Raw genomic sequence first — 18,252 nt, forward strand, 5'->3', positions numbered from 1 at the left:
GCCCGATGTCTCTTACTTGGGTTGCAGCGAACCGCCGACCAGCTTCTCGCACAGCCCTTTGGGCATCACCACAAAGGCATCACCCTGAGCATCTTCCTTGGCAGTACCGGCGCAGGAGCTGCTCTTGGTCGCACAGTCATTCTTGCTGGCCTTGACCACGCCGTAGCACTTCTCCTTTTCATCGGCAGCCATTGCTGGTGCCGCGATAAATTGGGCGCCCAGCGCCAGCAGACCGGTCATGGCGGAGGCGATAGCAGTGGTTTTTTTAACATTCATGTTCATGTTCCTTTTGATGTCGTTGGATGTTGCTGATATCCCCGATTTGTCGCAACCGGGTACCTGCAATAGAACCGGCAAACGGGATATTCCCTTTCAAAAAAACACAAAAAGAGTTAAAAAACCCAAAGACAAACACTCAATAAATTGATTTTAAACAGCTATTTCATCATTAAAAATTTATTGCCGACCACCCATTTATGAACAAGAAAAGTGCCATATGGTGCTTTCACTCCGTTAATCTTCTTCACTGCCACCATCAAAAGAGATGCGTCAGACATAAAAAAGCCCCGCCAACAGGCAGGGCTGGATGCAACTTACAAGAAACAAAAAATCAACAAGTGGGGGGGGTTGGGAGCCAGGAGTTGCAGCAAGCAGATAAAAAAAGAGACAGCTTTGGCTGTCTCTTTTTGCACATGGTGCGAATGGGGTTTAGTAGAAGATCCGCTCGCCACGCTCGCTCATTTTGAGCCACACCGGTTTGGTGCTGGTTTTGTTCCAGATCCGGTGCAAATAGCTGTAGAAGCGGGCACGATCGCTGCGAAACAGCATCACGGGGAAAGCCAGAATGCCCACCAGCAATACATAAATGCGACGAAGAATAATCTGAGTCAGGGAAAAGGGATGAAACATGATGTAACTCCTTACTGGTAAGACCACTTAGCAAAGATTACCCCACTCCATGTAGGATTACTACATCACCAACGCATTTTTTTATAAAAAAATGGTCAAAAACGAGAAATACTGAAAACGGGTTACGTCATTAACCAACAGTTAACAAACTTGCGAAAATCGTGCGCTTTGCCACAGTTATCAGGGGAAAAACATGCAGTAGGGAGACACGCATGAAACTGCCGGAAGTGGCACTGCTGGTGCTGATGGTTGCCCTGACACGGGCACAACTGGAGGAGTGGCAACTGAATCGGGAAGATGCCATCGTGCTGGCCGAACGGGGCGTGCCCACCGTCAGCCTGTGGCAATGCGGCACGCTGAAGCAACGGATTGCGGATCTCAACCAGCACAGCGCCGAGGTGCAGTTTCAATATCGGGGGCAAAACATGGCAGATGTGAGCCACTATCTCGAGCGGGAGTGGAAACAGGCTGGCTGCGAACAGTTACTGGTACAGCAAGGATACTGACCAAAGCTCACGCCTAGAAGAGTGATGATTCACGGAAAACAGAGAGAAGATGGAGGCACGTTCCGGAGTCGAACCGGACTAAACGGATTTGCAATCCGCTGCATAACCGCTTTGCTAACGCGCCATGCTGACAAGACTGGTTGTCTTGAAAGTTAGTTTCATCGTTGGTGCGATGAAATATTGGAGCGGGAAACGAGACTCGAACTCGCGACCCCGACCTTGGCAAGGTCGTGCTCTACCAACTGAGCTATTCCCGCGTTACTGCTTTCGTGCCAGTTGCCTGACAACGAGGCGCATTATACGTACCACGAGCGCTAGCACAACCCTTTTTTCGCAATTTAGGCCCTGACGCAGACTGTTTGCTCAGGGTTTAAACGCCTTGCTGCAATTTTATCCATCCCGCTGTGACCCACCAAACGAATTTGGGATAAAGTCGTTGAAATGATTACGCTTTCGTTCGAGACTTGAGCAGCTTAATAACCGGATTCTCAATTGAAAATCACAAGATGAAAGGGATCTTCACGCTTCGTGGGCTCAGGCCGCAGTTAATGCTGGCTTTTTTCATGTTGGGCATGGTGCCATTTTTGGTCATCACCCTCTTCTTCCTATACAGCCACGGCAAGGATCTCACCACCCAGACCTCCAACCATCTGGTCTCCGTTCGTAATATCAAGAAGAGTCAGCTCGAGGATTACTTCAACAACCTCAAAGAGCAGATCATCAACTTCTCCCAGCAGGATTTTGCCGGCAACAGTATCGGCCGTTTCTATGGCTTTACCGGCGCCTTCGAGAAGTTGGGCACCACACCGCAGGAGGCCCGCAGCCGCGCCCAGGCCCGCTATCTGCCCGGTTCCTGGGATCAACTGCGCAAACCGGACAGCCAAGTAGAGATCGAACCCTCCATCACGGCGCTTATCCTCGCCGACGAGATGTATGGCCGGGTGCACCAGCGCTTTCATCGCGGCTATGCCGACATGGTGCGCAAGTCCAACTACAGCGACATCTTTCTGGTGGACCTCAACGGTGATGTGGTCTATTCGGTCACCAAGCACCCTAACTTCGCCACCAATCTGCTCTCCGGCCCCTACCAGGGCAGTGGCTTGGGCCAGACTTTCGCCAAGATCAAACGCCGCCTCGATGGTGGCCAGAAGCCGCAGCAGATCTTCGAATTCACCGATTTTGGCCGCAACGAGCTGACCGGGCAGGTGGTAGCCTACATGGCGGCGCCCGTGATGCAGTACGACTATGTGCGCGGTGTGGTGATTTTCGAGCTGTTGCCGGACAAGCTCAACCAGATCATGGCGGAGCGGGAGGGGCTGGGCGAAACCGGCGAAACCATCCTCATCGGCCCCGACAAGCGGATGCGCGCCGATGCCTGGCTGGCGCCGGAGTTCAGCGTCGAGAACAGCTTCAGCCCCAATTTCCGGCCGCTGCAAACACCCCTCATCACCAAGACGCTCTCCGGCGAGCAGGGGGTCGGGCTGTTCCACTCCTATCAGGATGACGAGGTGCTGGCCGCCTACACCCAGGTGAAGGTGTTCGATACCGAGTGGGCCTTTATCGCCGAGATCTCCACCCGGGAAGCCTATGCCCCGATCCGCCAGCTGGAGACGCTGGTCATCGTGCTGGGCGCGGGTTCGGTACTGCTGCTGATCCTCTTCTCCCGCTGGCTCTCCCACTCCATCACGGCGCCGCTGCGCTCCCTGACCGAAGCAGCCGAGCAGGTGGCCGACGGCGCGCTGGATCACCCCATCGCCATCGAGCGCACCGGCGATGATATCGACCGGCTGGCCGAGGCATTTCGCCATATGCAGCGGTCGGTGAAGGACAAGATCGAACTGATCGAACAGCAGACCCAGGAGCTGCAACAGCAGGTCAAGCTGACCCACAAGCAGAACCTCAGCCTGCAGCAAGCGGACAAACTCAAGGATGAACTACTGGCCAACACCTCCCACGAGCTGCGCACCCCCATTCACGGTATCAAGGGGATGGCAGAGTCGATGCTCGCCAGCCAGCAGGATTTGACCGAAGGGCAGCAAAAGCAGCTCGGCCTCATCATCAAGAGCGCCGACGGCCTGGCCCGTCTGGTGGACGATCTGCTGGACTATCACCAGATGCGCTACGGCCAGCTGGAGATCCACTCACAACCCGTCTCATCAAAAGGGGTTATCCGGCTGGTGCTGGATCTCTGCCAGCATCTGGTGCAGGCCAAACCCCTCACTCTGGTGGATATCAGCCCGGCCGAACTGCCGCCGGTGCTGGCCGACGAGCAGCGGCTCGAGCAGGTGCTCTACAACCTGGTGGGCAACGCCATCAAGTACACGCCGCAGGGCAAGGTGGTGCTCAGCGCCATCGTCGAGAACAACTTCCTGCGCATCAAGGTCACGGATACCGGCATCGGCATCGCCCCCGACCATCTGGAACATATCTTCGAGCCGCTGGTACAGATGAGCCCGGAGGTGAGCAAGCAGGGGGCAGGCCTTGGCCTCTCCATCACCCGCCAGCTGGTGCACCTGATGGGGGGCGAGCTGTTTGTCGAGAGCGAGCCGAGCGTTGGCTCTACCTTCGCCTTTACCCTGCCCCTTGCCACCGGCAAAGCGGCCAATCTGACTCTCGACAGCCGCCAGATCGAGCATCAGCTGGTGCGCCAGCAACCGCTGATCCTGCCTGACTGGGAGAGCGACGATCTGCCCCCTCCCCCCGAGGATGCGCCGCTCATTCTGGTGGTGGATGACGAGCCCATAAACCTGCACATCCTGCGCCATCTGCTGCAGCCCTGCGGCTACCGCATCCTGCCCAGCAGTGACGGCCACGATGCGCTGGCCAAGCTGGCCGATGAGCCGGTGGACCTCATCCTGCTCGATGTGATGATGCCGACCCTTTCCGGTTTTGACGTCTGCCGCCGCCTGCGCCAGCAGCACCCGAAAGATATGCTGCCGGTGCTGCTGCTCACCGCCCTCAACCAGCCCAAGGATATCGAGGAGGGCTTTGGAGCCGGAGCCAACGACTATCTGGTCAAACCCTTCTGCAAGGAGGAGCTGTTTGCCCGGGTCAAGGCACTGCTGGAAGCCAAGGCAGGACGCGCCTCGCTGGTAGAGAACCGGCTATTGAAGCAGGAGATCGAACATCGCCTCACCCTGCAGGATCGACTGCATCAGGATCAGCAGCGGCTGCTGGCCCTGCTCGGCGAAGGGGCCGACCCCATGATCTTTATCGACGAGCAGGGCACAGTGCTGTTTGCCTCCCGGGTACTGGCACGCCTGCTGGGTCAGGAGCCGGAAGCCATGGAGGGGCAACCCCTCAATGAGTGGCTCGCCACCCCGCTGCAACAGCAGTGGCCCGACCTTGCCAGCGAGCGGGAACACAATCTGGAGTTTCTGGTGGCCGGGCAGAAGGACGTGCTCAACGCCCGTGCCCTGCCCATCGCGCTCGGAGGACAGGCAGCTTTCGCCCTCACTCTGAGTACCGAGCTGCGTCAGGATGAGAACCGGGTAATGGCGCTGGAGAACGCCCTCAAGAACCTCTCGCGGCAAGCCATCATCGAAGATGAACAGCTGCTGGGCGAGCTGAGCCGCCTGGGTGGCGAGTTCCGTTCGCTGGCCGACGACCTTATTCGCCAGCAGGATGACGAGCCGCTGCGCCGTGCGCTGGTAGAGACCATGCAGCTCACCCTGGATGCCTGGCAGCAGGGGACCGGCAAGGGCAAAATCGTGCTGGCAGAGAAGAGCAAGCTGTGGCGGGTCTATATGGACAGATCCAGCCCGCAGACCCGCACCCTCGACAAATACCTGAGTCTGGACACCCTGCCCAAGTCGCCACGCTGGAAGACGGTGGTGGCCACCACCGAGTATGTGCTGGGCCACTGCCCGCTCAATGACCACCAGCGCCAGCAGTTGCAGCACAGCGCCCAGACCCTGCGTCAGCTCGCCAACCGCAAGCCGTGACACGGCGCCCTAAACGGGCGCCGGATCACAATTGGCAATCTGGTTTCTTTTTGCACAAAACAAAGCCCCGCACAACTCCGAAACCGAGAGCAGATCCAATTCACAAATTTGTCATATACGCCATTTTCACAGCCACTTTCTACGCGAGTAGCAAATAACGCAAACCAATGATTCTAAACAGAAAAAAAAGCATTTTGACGAGATTGACGTAACACCGTCAATTTTTACGAAAACAACGAAATCAATAGTTGTTGTTTTCCTGTTAATTCTGGTTTGCTTAGGGCGTTGGAAAACAGAACGACAAAGGTTAGACACCTGACCAACACAGAGGGCCGATTTCATCAGCATGCGAAACCGGTGCTCACACAAAACAAGGCGAACCCTCGGGAATGCCAAAAAATAAGAAAGGAAAACATATGCTTGCCAAAGTATCCAAAATCTCTACCGCTGTAATGCTGGGAACCATGATGCTTGCCGGTGCCGCCGGTAACGCCATGGCCGCAGAAAACAAAACCGTGCTGACCATGGTCGCACAGCAGGAAACCGCCTGGGTCAAGAACTTCAACCCCTTCCTGCAAGCGGGTTTGCTGCACACCACCCGTCACTTCATCTATGAACCACTGGTGATCTTCAACGATATGCAAGGGGGCAAACCCGTCTATCGTCTGGCCACCAACTATGCGTTCAGCGATGACCTGAAATCCGTCACCTTCGATCTGCGTGACGGCGTGAAGTGGTCTGACGGCGAAGCCTTTGATGCCGATGACATCATCTTCTCCTTCAATCTGGTCAAGGCCAACAAGGCGCTGGATGAGCGCTCAATCTGGACCCAGATCAAGAGCGTCGAGAAGCTCGCCCCCAATAAGGTCAAATTCGACCTGACCGAGGTCAACACTAACGTGGTGAACGATCTGGTGCTGGTACCTATCGTGCCGGAGCATCAGTGGAAATCGGTGAAAGATCCGGTTGCCTTCACCAACGACAAGCCGGTTGGTACTGGCCCCTTCACCGAAGTGGACAACTTCTCCGCCCAGCTCTATACCCAGTGCCGCAACCCGCACTACTGGGATAACGCCAACCTCGCCATCGACTGTATCCGCATGCCGCAGATGGCCACCAACGACCAGGTGCTGGCGGCTGTCATGAAGGGTGACATCGACTGGTTCGGCTCCTTCGTGCCGGATATCGAGCGCCTCTACGTCGGCAACGATCCGAAGAACAACAAATACTGGTTCCCGGCCTCCGGTACCGTGGCGTTCAACGTCAACTTCCAGACCAAGAACCCGGGCAATAACGAAGCCTTCAACGACATCAACTTCCGCCGCGCCTTCTCCATGGCGATGGACCGCCAGTCCATGGTGGATATCGCAGGCTACGGCTACCCTACCGTCAACGAGTACCCGTCAGGTCTGGGCAAAGCCTTTGACTCCTGGAACAACCCGGAAGTGGACAAGAAGTACGGCAAGTACAACAAGTTCGACTTGGAAGGGGCCAAGGCCCTGCTGAAAGAGGCAGGCTACAAGGATTGTGACGGCGACAAGTTCCTCGACACCCCGAGCTGCAAAAAGATCGAGTTCAAGGTACTGGTACCGAACGGCTGGACCGACTGGGTCAACACAGTACAGATCGGTGTAGAAGGGCTGCAGGCGCTGGGCCTGAACGCCAAGACCGCCACCCCGGAAGCGACCGTCTGGACCGAGAACCTGATCACCGGTGACTTCGATGTCGCCCTGCAGGGTTACTTTGCCGGTGCCAACCCGCACAAGTACTTCGAGACTGCGTTCCACTCCCGCAACATGGGTGACCGTGGCAACCGCTTCGCCGCGCCCCGTTACAAGGACCCCGAGCTCGACAAGCTGATCGATGACTTCACCCAGACCGCCGATGCGGCCAAGCAGAAGGAGATCATGTTCGCCATCCAGGATCGTGTTGGTGCCAACCAGACCATCATTCCGGTCTTCAACAACCCGACCTGGTATGAGTACAGCACCAAGCGCTTCAACGGCTGGTTCAGTGCTGATAACCCGGTAGCCAAACCTCAGCTCCACCCGGACACCCCTGAGCGTCTGCTGCACGTGTTGTCCCTCAAGCCAAACAGCTAAACAATCCCGGCCCCCTGCGGGGGGCCATCTTCCCCGTTAACCCCTTTCTTGCCCGGCACCGCTGGGGTTGGGGTAGCTATACCCGACGCGGGGCAGACTTGCAGTAAAAGGTACTATCATGGGATTCATACTGAGACGCTTTTCCTTCTATCTGGTTGCCTTTCTGGTAGCCGCCACCATCAACTTCCTGTTACCCCGTGCCATGCCAGGGGATCCTGTCTCCGTGATGTTTGCCCGCGCTGGCGCCATGATGGAACCCGCCGCCCTGGAAGCCCTCAAAGCCACCTTCGGCTTTGTCGACGGCCCCATCGGCACCCAGTTTCTCACCTATGTGAAGAGTGTCTTCACCTGGGATCTCGGCACCTCGGTGCGCTTCTACCCGCAGCAGGTCTCTGACGTGCTGGGCCGTGCCATCGGCTGGACCCTGTTTCTGGTCGGCACCTCCACCATCCTGAGCTTCTCCCTCGGTTCCATCGTCGGCATCTTCGCCGCCTGGTATCGCGGCGGCCGGATGGACAGCATTCTCTCCCCGCTCACCCTGGTGATGCAGGCCATTCCGCCGGTGGTGGTCTCCCTGCTCGCCCTGTTCCTGTTCGGGGTCAGCCTCGAGTGGCTGCCCATCGGCTACGCCTACAGCCCGGAGATCAAGGCTGACTGGGGCTGGGAGCACATCAAGAGCATCATGACCCACGCCATCATGCCGGTGCTGACCCTGGCCGTGGTACAGGTGGGGGGCTTTCTTATCACCATGCGCAACAACATGATTAACCTGCTGGGCGAGGATTACATCACCATGGCCAAGGCCAAGGGGCTCTCCAGCAACCGGGTGATCTTCAACTACGGCGCCCGCAACGCCATTCTGCCCAGCGTCACCGCCCTCTCCATGGCGCTCGGTTTCGTTATCGGTGGCTCTCTCATCACCGAGGTTATCTTCAACTATCCCGGCCTGGGCCTGACCCTCTATCAGGGCATTCTGGCCCGCGACTACCCGCTCATTCAGGGGCAGCTGCTCATCATGACCATCACCATGCTCAGCTTCAACTTCCTGGCCGACGTGCTCTACGTCTTCCTGGATCCCCGTCTGCGTACAGGAGGCAAATAAGATGCGTATGCCGACCATTCTCAAAATCCTGCTGGGCAACAAGAAGGCTGCCTGTGGCCTCGCCATCGTGGTTGCCTTCGTACTGATGGCCATATTTGCCCCCATTCTGGCCAGCAACGAGCCGACCAAACGGGTGGCTCGCCCGCACCAGCCGCCCAGTGCCGAGTTCGTGATGGGTTCAACCCGCATGGGCCACGATATCTGGGCCCAGTTCACCAACGGCGCCCGTATCTCACTGATGGTGGGCTTCAGCGCTGGCCTGCTGGTCTGCACCCTGGCCGTCGCCATCGGCATCACCGCCGGTTACTTCGGCGGTCTGGTGGATGAGTGCCTCACCTTCCTGATGAACGTGGTGCTGGTGATCCCCAACCTCCCCTTGCTACTGGTGCTGGCGAGCTTTATCGGGGAGGCGTCACCGGCGGTGATTGCCGTGATAATAGGGTTGACCTCCTGGGCCTATGGCGCTCGGGTCATCCGGGCCCAGACCCTGGCGCTGCGCGAGAAGGAGTTCGTCATTGCCGCCGAAGTGTTGGGCGAGCCGGCCTGGCGCATCATTCTGGTGGAGATCCTGCCCAACCTCATCTCCATCATCGGAGTGAGCTTCATCGGCTCCATCATCTACGCCATCGTCACCGAAGCGACCCTGGAGTTCCTGGGGCTTGGCGACCCGACAGTGGTGAGCTGGGGCATCATGCTCTACAACGCCCAGACTTCCAGCGCCATTCTGGTCGGCGCCTGGTGGGAGATCCTGGCTCCCTGCTTCGCCATCGCCACCCTGGGTGCCGGTCTGGCCCTGCTCAACTTCGCCATCGACGAGATTGCCAACCCGCAGCTGCGCTCCCACAAAGGGCTCAACCGCTGGAAGAAACTTGCCACCCCGGTCGCCACACCACTCTCTGCCGCACAGGAGAAGACAGCATGAACAAGCATCCCCTGCTGTCAGTACGCAATCTTTGCGTCGACTACATCACCGAAAATGGCGACGTGCGCGCCGTCAACTCGGTGAGTTTCGATATCAGACAAGGCGAGATCTTCGGTCTCGCCGGTGAGTCGGGCTGCGGCAAATCCACCGTCGCCTTCTCGGTGGCCCGGCTGCACAAGCCGCCCGCCTACATCAGCGGTGGCGAGATCCTGTTCAAGGGGGAGAATATCCTCCACTACAACGACGAGCGGCTGCGCTCCTACCGCTGGCAACAGGTGTCGGTGGTGTTCCAGTCCGCCATGAACGCCCTGAACCCGGTACTGCGGATGGAGGAGCAGTTCTGCGATGTGCTGCTGGCCCACAACCCCGGCATGACCCGCTATGAGGCGATCAAGCGCGCCCAGGAGCTGCTCACCATCGTCGACATCCACCCGAGCCGGCTCAAGGATTACCCGCACCAGTTCTCTGGCGGCATGCGCCAGCGGCTGGTGATCGCCATCGCCATGGCGCTCAACCCTGAGCTGCTCATCATGGATGAGCCGACCACGGCGCTCGATGTGGTGGTACAGCGAGAGATCCTGCAGAAGGTCTATGCCCTGAAAGAGAAGTTCAACTTCTCCATTCTGTTTATCACCCACGACCTCTCGTTGATGGTGGAGTTCTGCGATCGTATCGGCATCATGTATGCCGGTGAACTGGTGGAGGTTGCTCCCTCCAAGGCGATCCTGACCGCGCCGCTGCACCCTTATACCAAAGGGCTCGGCAACTCCTTCCCGCCCCTGCACGGGCCGAAGAAGGTGCTGGAGGGGATCCCGGGCACCCCGCTCAACCTGCTGGAGGTGCCGGTCGGCTGCCGCTTTCAGGCCCGCTGCGGCAAGGTGCACGATCGCTGCCGTCAGGAGTACACCAGATTGGCCGAGATCCGCCCCGGGCAACAGACCGCCTGCCACCTCTACGACGTGCAGGATGAACAACAAGATCCCCTGATCTATCTGGACAAGGCCGCTGGCTGTTAAGGATGTCTGTCATGCAAATCGCCAAAACCGATGCACCCATCATCGAAGTCCAGCACCTCTACAAGGACTTCCCCATCAACTCCAATGCCATCAAGAGTGGCAAGATGCGGGCCCTCTCCGACATCACCTTCAACCTGCACCGGGGCCGTGCCCTGGCGGTGGTCGGGGAGTCGGGCTCCGGCAAGAGCACCATCGCCAAGATCATCGCCAAGATGTACAAGCTCAGTGCCGGGCGCATCCTCTATCGCGGCCACGATCTGGAGGAGTTCAACAAGGGCACCGCCCTGCTCGACTATCGCCAGAGCGTGCAGATGGTGTGGCAAGATCCGTTCGGTTCGCTCAACCCGACCCACACCATCTATCACCACATCGCCCGCCCCCTGCTGCTGCACAGCAAGGTGATCGACAAGAAAGAGCTGCCCGACATGGTCTACGCCCTGCTGGAGAAGGTCGGCCTGACCCCCGCCAAGGCAACGGCGGCCAAGTATCCGCACCAGCTCTCCGGCGGCCAGCGCCAGCGGGTCAACATCGCCCGCAATCTGGCGGTGGAAGCAGAGGTAGTGCTGGCGGACGAACCCACCTCCATGCTCGACGTCTCCATTCGCATCGGCATCCTCAACCTGATGGAGCAGATGAAGAATGAGCTCGGCGTCTCCATGCTCTACATCACCCACGACATCGCCACCGCCCGCTATGTGGCGGAAGATCTGGCGGTGATGTATGTAGGGCACATGGTGGAGTGGGGCGAGGTGGACGAGATCCTGCACCACCCGCAGCACCCCTACACCCAGCTGCTCATCTCGGCGGTGCCCGACCCCGAGAAGAGCATCCACGCAGAGCTGGAGGGTGGCCGCAAGGGGGAGATCCCGCTCTGGACGCCGGAGTCCTGCGGTTGCCCCTTTGCCGGGCGCTGCAATCAGGCGATGCCCCGCTGCAAGGAGGCGCTGCCCCCCATCACCAAGCTTGCCGACAACCACTTCGTGCGCTGCTACCTCTACGAGTGAGGGTGAGCCTTAAACCGGCCGGACAACCCTGTCCGGCCATGCCTCGATACGGGGCGGCCACAGCCCCGTGATGTGCCTCACCGCCCGGCGGTGAACCACAGGAGTAATACCTTGATGGAACTCTTGATCAATCAGGTGGGCTACGAGTGCGACGGACACAAGGTCGCCCTGTTGCAAACCTCCCCCGCCCCTGATCTCGGCGGCTATGTCAGGCTGCAACGCCTCGATGATGGCCAGATCCTGTTTGAAACCCCGCTGCAACCGGCTGGCAGCGTCCCAGGCTGGCAAGGGCGCGCTTACTGGCGCGCCGACTTCTCCGCCTTCAAGGAGCCCGGCCACTATCGGCTGGAGGCGATCACTGCCCAAGGCATAGTCCGCTCGACCCGTTTTGCCATCGGCCAGGATCTGCTGGCCAGCAGCTGCCTCTCCGATGTCATTCACTACTTCAAGGGCCAGCGCGCCAGCGGCACCTTCGATCGGGCCGACCGCAATGCCCGCCTGTTTGGCACCGACCAGCACAAAGATGTACACGGCGGTTGGTTCGATGCCAGCGGCGACATGAGCAAGTACCTGAGCCACCTCTCCTACGCCAACTACCTCAACCCCCAGCAGACCCCCATGGTGGTGTGGTCACTGCTCAAGTGCCGGGAACTGCTGGCCCCACGCCGCGATATCGACGGGGTGAACCTCTGCAAGCGGCTCAATGACGAGGCGCTGCACGGCGCCGATTTCCTCTGCCGGATGCAGGATGAGTCGGGCTTCTTCTACATGACCCTGTTCGACAAGTGGAGCAAGGATCCCGCCCAGCGCGAGCTGTGCGCCTATGCCACCCAGCAGGGGCTCAAGTCCGCCAACTGGCAGGCGGGTTTTCGCCAAGGGGGCGGCATGGCCATCGCCGCGCTGGCCCGCGCCGCCCGCGAGAGCGTCAGTGGCGACTTCGATGCCAGCCGCTACGCCGAGGCGGCCAAACGCGGCTACCTGCATCTGCGTGAACACAACCTCTCCTATCTGGATGACGGGGTCGAAAACATCATCGACGACTACTGCGCCCTTCTGGCAGCGGTAGAGCTGACCCGCACCTTCGGCTCCGAGTGGCTCAATGAGGCGAGAGTCCGTGCCAGCAAGCTTTGCGCCCGCCAGCGCCCTCATCCTGAGCTGGGTCACTACTGGTCGGCCAACGAGGATGGCTCGCGCCCTTACTACCACGCCGCCGAGGCAGGCCTGCCGGTGCTGGTGCTGCTGGAATATCTGGGCGTAGAGCCGGATCAGGAATACAAGGCTAGGGTACAAACCGTGGTGGAGCAGGCGCTGGCCGCCGAGCTGGCGCTCTGCGTCCGCGCGGGCAACCCCTTCTCCCTCGCCCGCCAATATGTCAAAGGGGTGGATGAAGCGCCGCGCGTCAGCTTCTTTATGCCCCACAACAACGAATCCGGTTACTGGTGGCAGGGGGAGAATGCCCGCCTCGCCTCTCTGGCGGCCATGGCCTTTGCTGGCGCCCGTCACTTCCCCCGCCAGAGCCAGCCGCTCATCACTTACGGTCAGCGCCAACTCGACTGGATCCTCGGGCAGAACCCCTTCAACGCCTGCATGCTGGCGGGCCACGGCATCAACAACCCCACCTATACCGCCGGGTATCCCAATGCGCAGGGGGGGATCTGCAACGGCATCACCGCCGGATTCGATGACGAAAACGACGTGGCCTTTATTCCGGAGGAGTATCAGGATCGGCTGGATCAGAACTGGCGCTGGGGCGAGCAGTGGATCCCCCACGCAGCCTGGTTTGCCCTTGCCATCACCTGGCTGAATGCGCAGGGAAATGGAGGTCACCATGATTGAGTTCTGGGTCGGGGTCGATGGCGGGGGCACCCACACCCGCGCCCGCATTCGGGATCGGGCGGGCAAGCTGCTCGGAGAGGGGCGCGCGGCAGGATCCAATCTGGAGCTGGGCATCCCCCATGCCCACGCCAATGTGCTGGCTGCCATCGCCAGCGCCCGCCTTGCCGCCGGGATCACTATCGAGAGTGAACAGCAGATGGGGGTCGGGCTGGCGCTCGCCTCCGCCGAGCTGGCCGACTGCTATCACGCCCTGCTCGAGATGCCCTTCCCCTTTGCCAGCGTCAGGCTCACCTCCGATGCCTTCGGTGCCTGCCTCGGCGCCTTTGGCGGACGTGAGGGGGCCATTCTGATCGCCGGTACCGGCTCGGTGGGGCTGGTCTATCAGGAGGGGCAGATCCGCACCTGCTCCGGCCGCGGCTTCCCCATTTCAGACATAGGCAGCGGCGCCTGGCTGGGGCTGCGAGCCATCCAGCAATCCCTGCTCTGCCACGACGGCATTCTGCCCCCCAGCACCCTCGCCATCCGCTTGATGGACCGCTTCAAGCGAGATCAGGCCGAGGTGGTACGCTGGGCCGCCCGCGCCATTCCGGCGGACTATGGCCACTTTGCCCCCTGGGTATTCGATGCCGCCAGCGATGGTGACGAGCTCGCCAATCAGCTGCTGGACGAAACCTGCGAACAACTGCGGATCCTGCTGGAGGGAATGACCCAGCTGGGTGCCAGACAGATCGCCCTGCTGGGGGGGATTGGCACCCGCCTCGCTCCCCGTCTCGGCCAGCTCAACCTGATCCCCCCCCAGGCAGATGCGCTCGATGGCGCCATCCTGTTTGCCCAATCAGAGGATTTTCCATGTCTACACCCCTGATCCACACCCAGGTCGCCCGACGTGACGGCGAGGATGTCTGGTTCACCTTCACCCTATCACGCATGCCTGATACCAAGTGGAAGCTGCACTTCTGTCTGGCTCGCCATATCGACCCCGACTCCTTGCAAGGAGGCGAGCTGGAGCGCCAAAGCGGCAGCTACAAGGTGATTGTCCCGAACGCTGGCAGCTGCGAACTGCGCTTTTGCTGCCGCCAGACGCCCATCAAGAAGCTCTCCGACATGCCGCAGGGCTTTTTCCTCAGCCTGCCGGAGGCCACCACGGGTGCTCAGCTGCTGCCGGTGACGCTGGCCGCTCAGGATCTTGGACTGGAAAACCCGCCGGTAACCCGCCCCGATCTACCGGATGTCGAGCCCCTGCCCGGCATAGTGCCGCAACCGGCCCATCTGGTACTGCTGGAGGGGAACTTCCGGCTAGCCGAGCGGGCTCATGTCAGCGCCCCCCGCGATGTACCGAAGCTGCTGGCCCACTTCAACGAGCTGACGTCGCTGGCGCTGGAGCAGGATCACGACGCTGAAATCCGGCTGACCGAGGCCAAGCTGGCCCCCGAAGCCTACCAACTCACCATCACGCCGCAGGAGGTGGTAATTGCCGCCGCCGACGAAACGGGCTGGCGTCATGGGCTGGTCACGTTGGCCCAGTGGTATCTGCAACATGGGGAGAGCCTGCCCTGCGTCACGCTGGAGGATGCCCCGCGCTTCGGCTTTCGCGGCATTTTTCTCGACTGCGCCCGCCACTTCCACACTCCGGCCACCATCAAGCGCCTGCTCAAGCTGATGAGCCTCTACAAGTTCAACCGCTTCCACTGGCATCTGACCGATGACGAGGGGTGGCGACTCGAGATAAAGGCCTTCCCGGAGCTGACCGACGTGGGTGCCTGGCGCGGCCACGATCTGGCGATCGGCCCCCAGCTAAGTGGCGGTGCCGAACCCTATGGCGGCTACTACACCCAGAGCGAGGTGAAGGAGCTGGTGAGCTATGCCAGTGAGCTCGGCATCACCGTCATTCCCGAGATCGACATTCCGGGCCACTGCCACGCTGCCATCAAGGCACTGCCCGAGCTGCTGATCGAAACGGCGGATCACTCCCGCTACCGCTCGGTCCAGCATTTCGATGACAACGTGCTCAACCCCGCCCTGCCCAGCACCTACCGCTTCCTGGAGGCGGTGCTGGACGAGGTGTGCGAACTCTTCCCCGGCCCCCAGATCCACATGGGGGGTGACGAGGTGCCGACCGGGGTCTGGACCGACAGCCCCGCCTGCCAGCAGCTGATGGTCGAGCAGGGCTACGCCGACTGCCGCGAGCTGCAGGGCCATCTGCTGCGCCACTGCCAGCGCTATCTGGCCGCCAGAGGCAAACAGATGATCGGCTGGGAGGAGATCCTGCATGGCGACAAGGTGAGCCGCAAAGCGGCCATCTGTGCCTGGACCAGCTTTCAGGCGGGGCTGGATGCTGCCGCAGCCGGTTATCCGGTGGTGATGGCGCCCGCCCAGTTCCTCTATCTGGATCTGGCCTGGAGCGCCGATATTCATGAACCCGGCCTCTACTGGGCGGGTACCCTCAATCTGGAGCAGATCTACTCGTGTGACCCTGCCCCAGCCGATTTCCATGCCAACGATAACATCCTCGGGGTGCTGAGCCCCTTGTGGTCAGAATTGATCACCAGCCGTGATCGTCTCGACTACATGTTGTTCCCGCGTATGCTGGCCACGGCCGAGGTGGCCTGGAGCGATCCCGCCCACAAGAGCTGGGAGCACTTCGCCGCCCGCCTGCCGGGTCAGCTGCAGACCCTCGATCAGTTGCAGGTGCGCTACCGGATGCCACAGAGGTAATGTTGTCTCTACTTTGGCGGCCAATCGGCCGCCTTTTTTACGATTAGCCAACAAAACATCAACTTCCCCCTACCATTCATCCGCCATTATTGGCAAAATCCAGCCCCCAATGAAGCTGGTCTGCCTCCTGCTGGCGCGAGCCTGCGGCCACCTCCAGATCTGCCACAATAACAACGACAACATTATCAACAAGAACATCGGAGCGTATTCCTATGGCCCGCAGAGATGTCCATACCCTGGATAGCGAAGTGGAGTTTCCTGCCGACGTACAACTGGTCTCCACCACTGACCTGCGCGGGGTGATCACTTATGCCAATCCGGCTTTTTGCACCATCGCCGGCTATAGCGCCGACGAGCTGGTCGGTCACAACCACAATCTGGTACGCCACCCCGACATGCCCAAGGCCGCCTTCGCCGATCTCTGGGCCCGCCTCAAAGAGGGCAAACCCTGGCGCGGTATGGTAAAAAACCGCTGCAAGGATGGCCGTTATTACTGGGTAGATGCCTACGTCACCCCCATCTACGAAGGCAACAGGATCAGCGGCTACCAGTCGGTACGCTGCAAGCCCGAGCCCCAATTCAAGCGCATCGCCGCTCAGACCTACCAAGCCCTGCTCAAGGCCGAGCGCGGCAACAGCAGCAACCTTCCCTCTCTTGCCAGAGTGCGCACCCCGGCCATTACCCTGTTGCTGCTCGGCATGATGGGCTGGGCCTTCGCCAGCCAAGGGGCCATGACCGTCCTGCTGATGCTGCTGCCCCTGTTGCTTCTTGGCGGAGCCTACTGGCGCGAGCTCTTTGCCCTGCCCCACTATCTGCAGCAACTGGGCCGTGAATATGACAGTCTGACCCGGTTGGTCTACTCCGGTGACAACCCCGGCGCCATTGCCGATTTTCATATCAAGATGCTGCAGGCCCGCATCCGAACCGTGTTGGGGCGGATCAACGATGCCACGGCACCTCTGCAAACCTTGGCCATCAATCTGAAGCAGGCCTCTCATCAGGCCTGTCTCGATATCAACGAGCAAGATGCCCAGACCCAGCAGATGGCTACAGCTATGACTCAAATGGCCAACACAGCTCACGAGATCGCCCGCAACATTCAAGACTCCAACAGTCAGGTCAACGAAGCTCGCAATCGTTGTGAACAAACCAACCAGCAGTTGAACCAGACCGAGCAACAGATCGAACAGCTCGCCAAACAGGCTGAGCTGGCGTTCAACTCGGCAGTGGAGCTCGCCAGCGAATCCGAACGGATTGGCAGTGTCATGGGCGAGATCCAGGGCATCGCCGAGCAGACTAACCTGCTGGCCCTCAACGCCGCCATCGAAGCGGCTCGCGCCGGAGAGCAGGGCCGTGGTTTTGCGGTGGTCGCAGACGAGGTGCGAACTCTATCGACCCGCACCCACAAGGCGACCGAGCAGATCCAGGTCAGCATCAAGCAGATCCAGCACACGCTGGGACGCTGGAAGGGGATGATGCAGGAGAACCTGCAGCAGACCCGCGCATGTGCCGATATGACCCGCCAGGGCGCCAGCAGCCTCCATACCGTGCTGGCAGAGATAGAGCTGGTCACCGAACACTCCACCCAGATCGCCACCGCTGCAGAGCAGCAACAAGCGGTCGTGGAGGAGATCAGCCGCAGCATCCACCAGATCTCCGAGTACTCCCACGCCAACAGTCAGAAGATGCTGGATGTCGATCACTCAAGTCAGGCTCTGCTGGAACGGGCCAAGCAACTGAAGGGGCTTAGCCAGACCTTCGGCTGAATCATTGCCAGCCTCATGACAGAAGCGCCACAATGGCGCTTCTGTTGTTTTTGACGAATCGGGTTTATGAGCATTGAATCAAGTCCTGTCCCATTGAACAAAACGGCCCGTATCGAAGCGATCATCGCCTTGATCCCGGCAGGCCGGGTGGTCAGTTACGGTCAGGTGGCCGATCTGGCGGGGCTGCCCGGACGGGCAAGACTGGTAGGCAAGGTGCTGCGGGAAACCGACAAGGTACTGCCGTGGCATCGGGTGCTGGGCGCAGCGGGCACTATCTCGTTACCGAAAGGATCGCCAAGCTTTGCCGAACAGACGGGACGCCTGCAGCAGGAGGGGGTCGTGGTGATCGGTGGGCGGGTCAGAATGAAGGAGTGGCAATGGCAGCCCGATCTGGCCGAGCTGCTTTTTCTACTGCCGTTTTGAGGGGATC

Annotated in this window: 14 protein-coding genes and 2 tRNA genes; 12 read left to right on the forward strand and 4 right to left on the reverse strand. The window is 60.0% G+C overall.

Translation table 11 applies throughout. From position 1 onward, the window contains the following. Positions 1-12: 12 nt before the first annotated feature. Together AB5Y73_RS20980 and AB5Y73_RS20985 are read right to left on the reverse strand one after the other, a co-directional pair. Positions 13-276: a DUF2282 domain-containing protein gene (locus tag AB5Y73_RS20980; protein WP_107683636.1), complete on the reverse strand. Its 264-nt coding sequence runs from the start codon at positions 274-276 to the stop codon at positions 13-15. A 432-nt stretch (positions 277-708) separates the two neighbouring features. Then, positions 709-909 (reverse strand): YbfA family protein, encoded by a 201-nt coding sequence (locus AB5Y73_RS20985; protein ID WP_005334863.1) that lies wholly within the window; start codon positions 907-909, stop codon positions 709-711. A 212-nt stretch (positions 910-1,121) separates the two neighbouring features. Here AB5Y73_RS20985 and AB5Y73_RS20990 point away from each other — a divergent pair, with 212 nt between their 5' ends. After that, on the forward strand, positions 1,122-1,415 hold the full coding sequence (locus tag AB5Y73_RS20990; protein WP_005347702.1) for a hypothetical protein: 294 nt from the start codon (positions 1,122-1,124) through the stop codon (positions 1,413-1,415). A 50-nt stretch (positions 1,416-1,465) separates the two neighbouring features. Here AB5Y73_RS20990 and AB5Y73_RS20995 read toward each other — a convergent pair. Beyond that, positions 1,466-1,539 (reverse strand) — tRNA-Cys (locus AB5Y73_RS20995). Between the two features lie 57 nt (positions 1,540-1,596). After that, positions 1,597-1,672: transfer RNA gene (locus AB5Y73_RS21000), tRNA-Gly, on the reverse strand. 249 nt (positions 1,673-1,921) lie between these two features. Here AB5Y73_RS21000 and AB5Y73_RS21005 point away from each other — a divergent pair. The 11 genes from AB5Y73_RS21005 (at position 1,922) to AB5Y73_RS21055 (ending at position 18,245) form a co-directional block, all read left to right on the forward strand. Continuing rightward, entirely contained in the window at positions 1,922-5,359 is a 3,438-nt protein-coding gene (locus AB5Y73_RS21005; RefSeq protein WP_181294889.1) for an ATP-binding protein, read from the forward strand. A gap of 416 nt (positions 5,360-5,775) precedes the next feature. Continuing rightward, positions 5,776-7,461, forward strand: coding sequence for an ABC transporter substrate-binding protein (locus AB5Y73_RS21010; RefSeq protein WP_005353816.1), 1,686 nt, complete (start codon positions 5,776-5,778; stop codon positions 7,459-7,461). 118 nt (positions 7,462-7,579) lie between these two features. Beyond that, positions 7,580-8,563, forward strand: coding sequence for an ABC transporter permease (locus AB5Y73_RS21015; protein WP_005334871.1), 984 nt, complete (start codon positions 7,580-7,582; stop codon positions 8,561-8,563). A gap of 1 nt (position 8,564) precedes the next feature. Further along, on the forward strand, positions 8,565-9,485 hold the full coding sequence (locus AB5Y73_RS21020) for an ABC transporter permease (RefSeq protein ID WP_150995609.1): 921 nt from the start codon (positions 8,565-8,567) through the stop codon (positions 9,483-9,485). Beyond that, a complete protein-coding gene (locus AB5Y73_RS21025; protein WP_107683633.1) occupies positions 9,482-10,501 on the forward strand; it encodes an ABC transporter ATP-binding protein in 1,020 nt (339 codons plus the stop codon). The genes AB5Y73_RS21020 and AB5Y73_RS21025 overlap by 4 nt, the downstream gene beginning before the upstream one ends. Before the next feature lie 11 nt (positions 10,502-10,512). Next, entirely contained in the window at positions 10,513-11,505 is a 993-nt protein-coding gene (locus AB5Y73_RS21030) for an ABC transporter ATP-binding protein (protein WP_005353824.1), read from the forward strand. Positions 11,506-11,619: 114 nt separating this feature from the next. After that, positions 11,620-13,341, forward strand: a complete 1,722-nt coding sequence (locus tag AB5Y73_RS21035) for a glycoside hydrolase family 9 protein (RefSeq protein ID WP_181497126.1) — start codon at positions 11,620-11,622, stop codon at positions 13,339-13,341. Next, positions 13,334-14,206, forward strand: a complete 873-nt coding sequence (locus AB5Y73_RS21040) for a BadF/BadG/BcrA/BcrD ATPase family protein (protein ID WP_181497125.1) — start codon at positions 13,334-13,336, stop codon at positions 14,204-14,206. The genes AB5Y73_RS21035 and AB5Y73_RS21040 overlap by 8 nt, the downstream gene beginning before the upstream one ends. Next, the gene (locus AB5Y73_RS21045; protein ID WP_107683631.1) at positions 14,191-16,056 is read left to right on the forward strand and encodes a beta-N-acetylhexosaminidase; all 1,866 of its coding nucleotides are present in this window, start codon (positions 14,191-14,193) and stop codon (positions 16,054-16,056) included. Before AB5Y73_RS21040 ends, AB5Y73_RS21045 begins: the two co-directional genes overlap by 16 nt. A 212-nt stretch (positions 16,057-16,268) precedes the next feature. Further along, entirely contained in the window at positions 16,269-17,822 is a 1,554-nt protein-coding gene (locus tag AB5Y73_RS21050) for a PAS domain-containing methyl-accepting chemotaxis protein (RefSeq protein WP_107683630.1), read from the forward strand. 66 nt (positions 17,823-17,888) lie between these two features. Further along, entirely contained in the window at positions 17,889-18,245 is a 357-nt protein-coding gene (locus tag AB5Y73_RS21055; RefSeq protein WP_107683629.1) for an MGMT family protein, read from the forward strand. The last annotated feature ends 7 nt before the right edge of the window (positions 18,246-18,252 follow it).

The sequence above is a fragment of the Aeromonas sp. s7(2024) genome (assembly GCF_040907825.1).
Taxonomy (GTDB): Bacteria; Pseudomonadota; Gammaproteobacteria; order Enterobacterales; family Aeromonadaceae; genus Aeromonas; species Aeromonas veronii.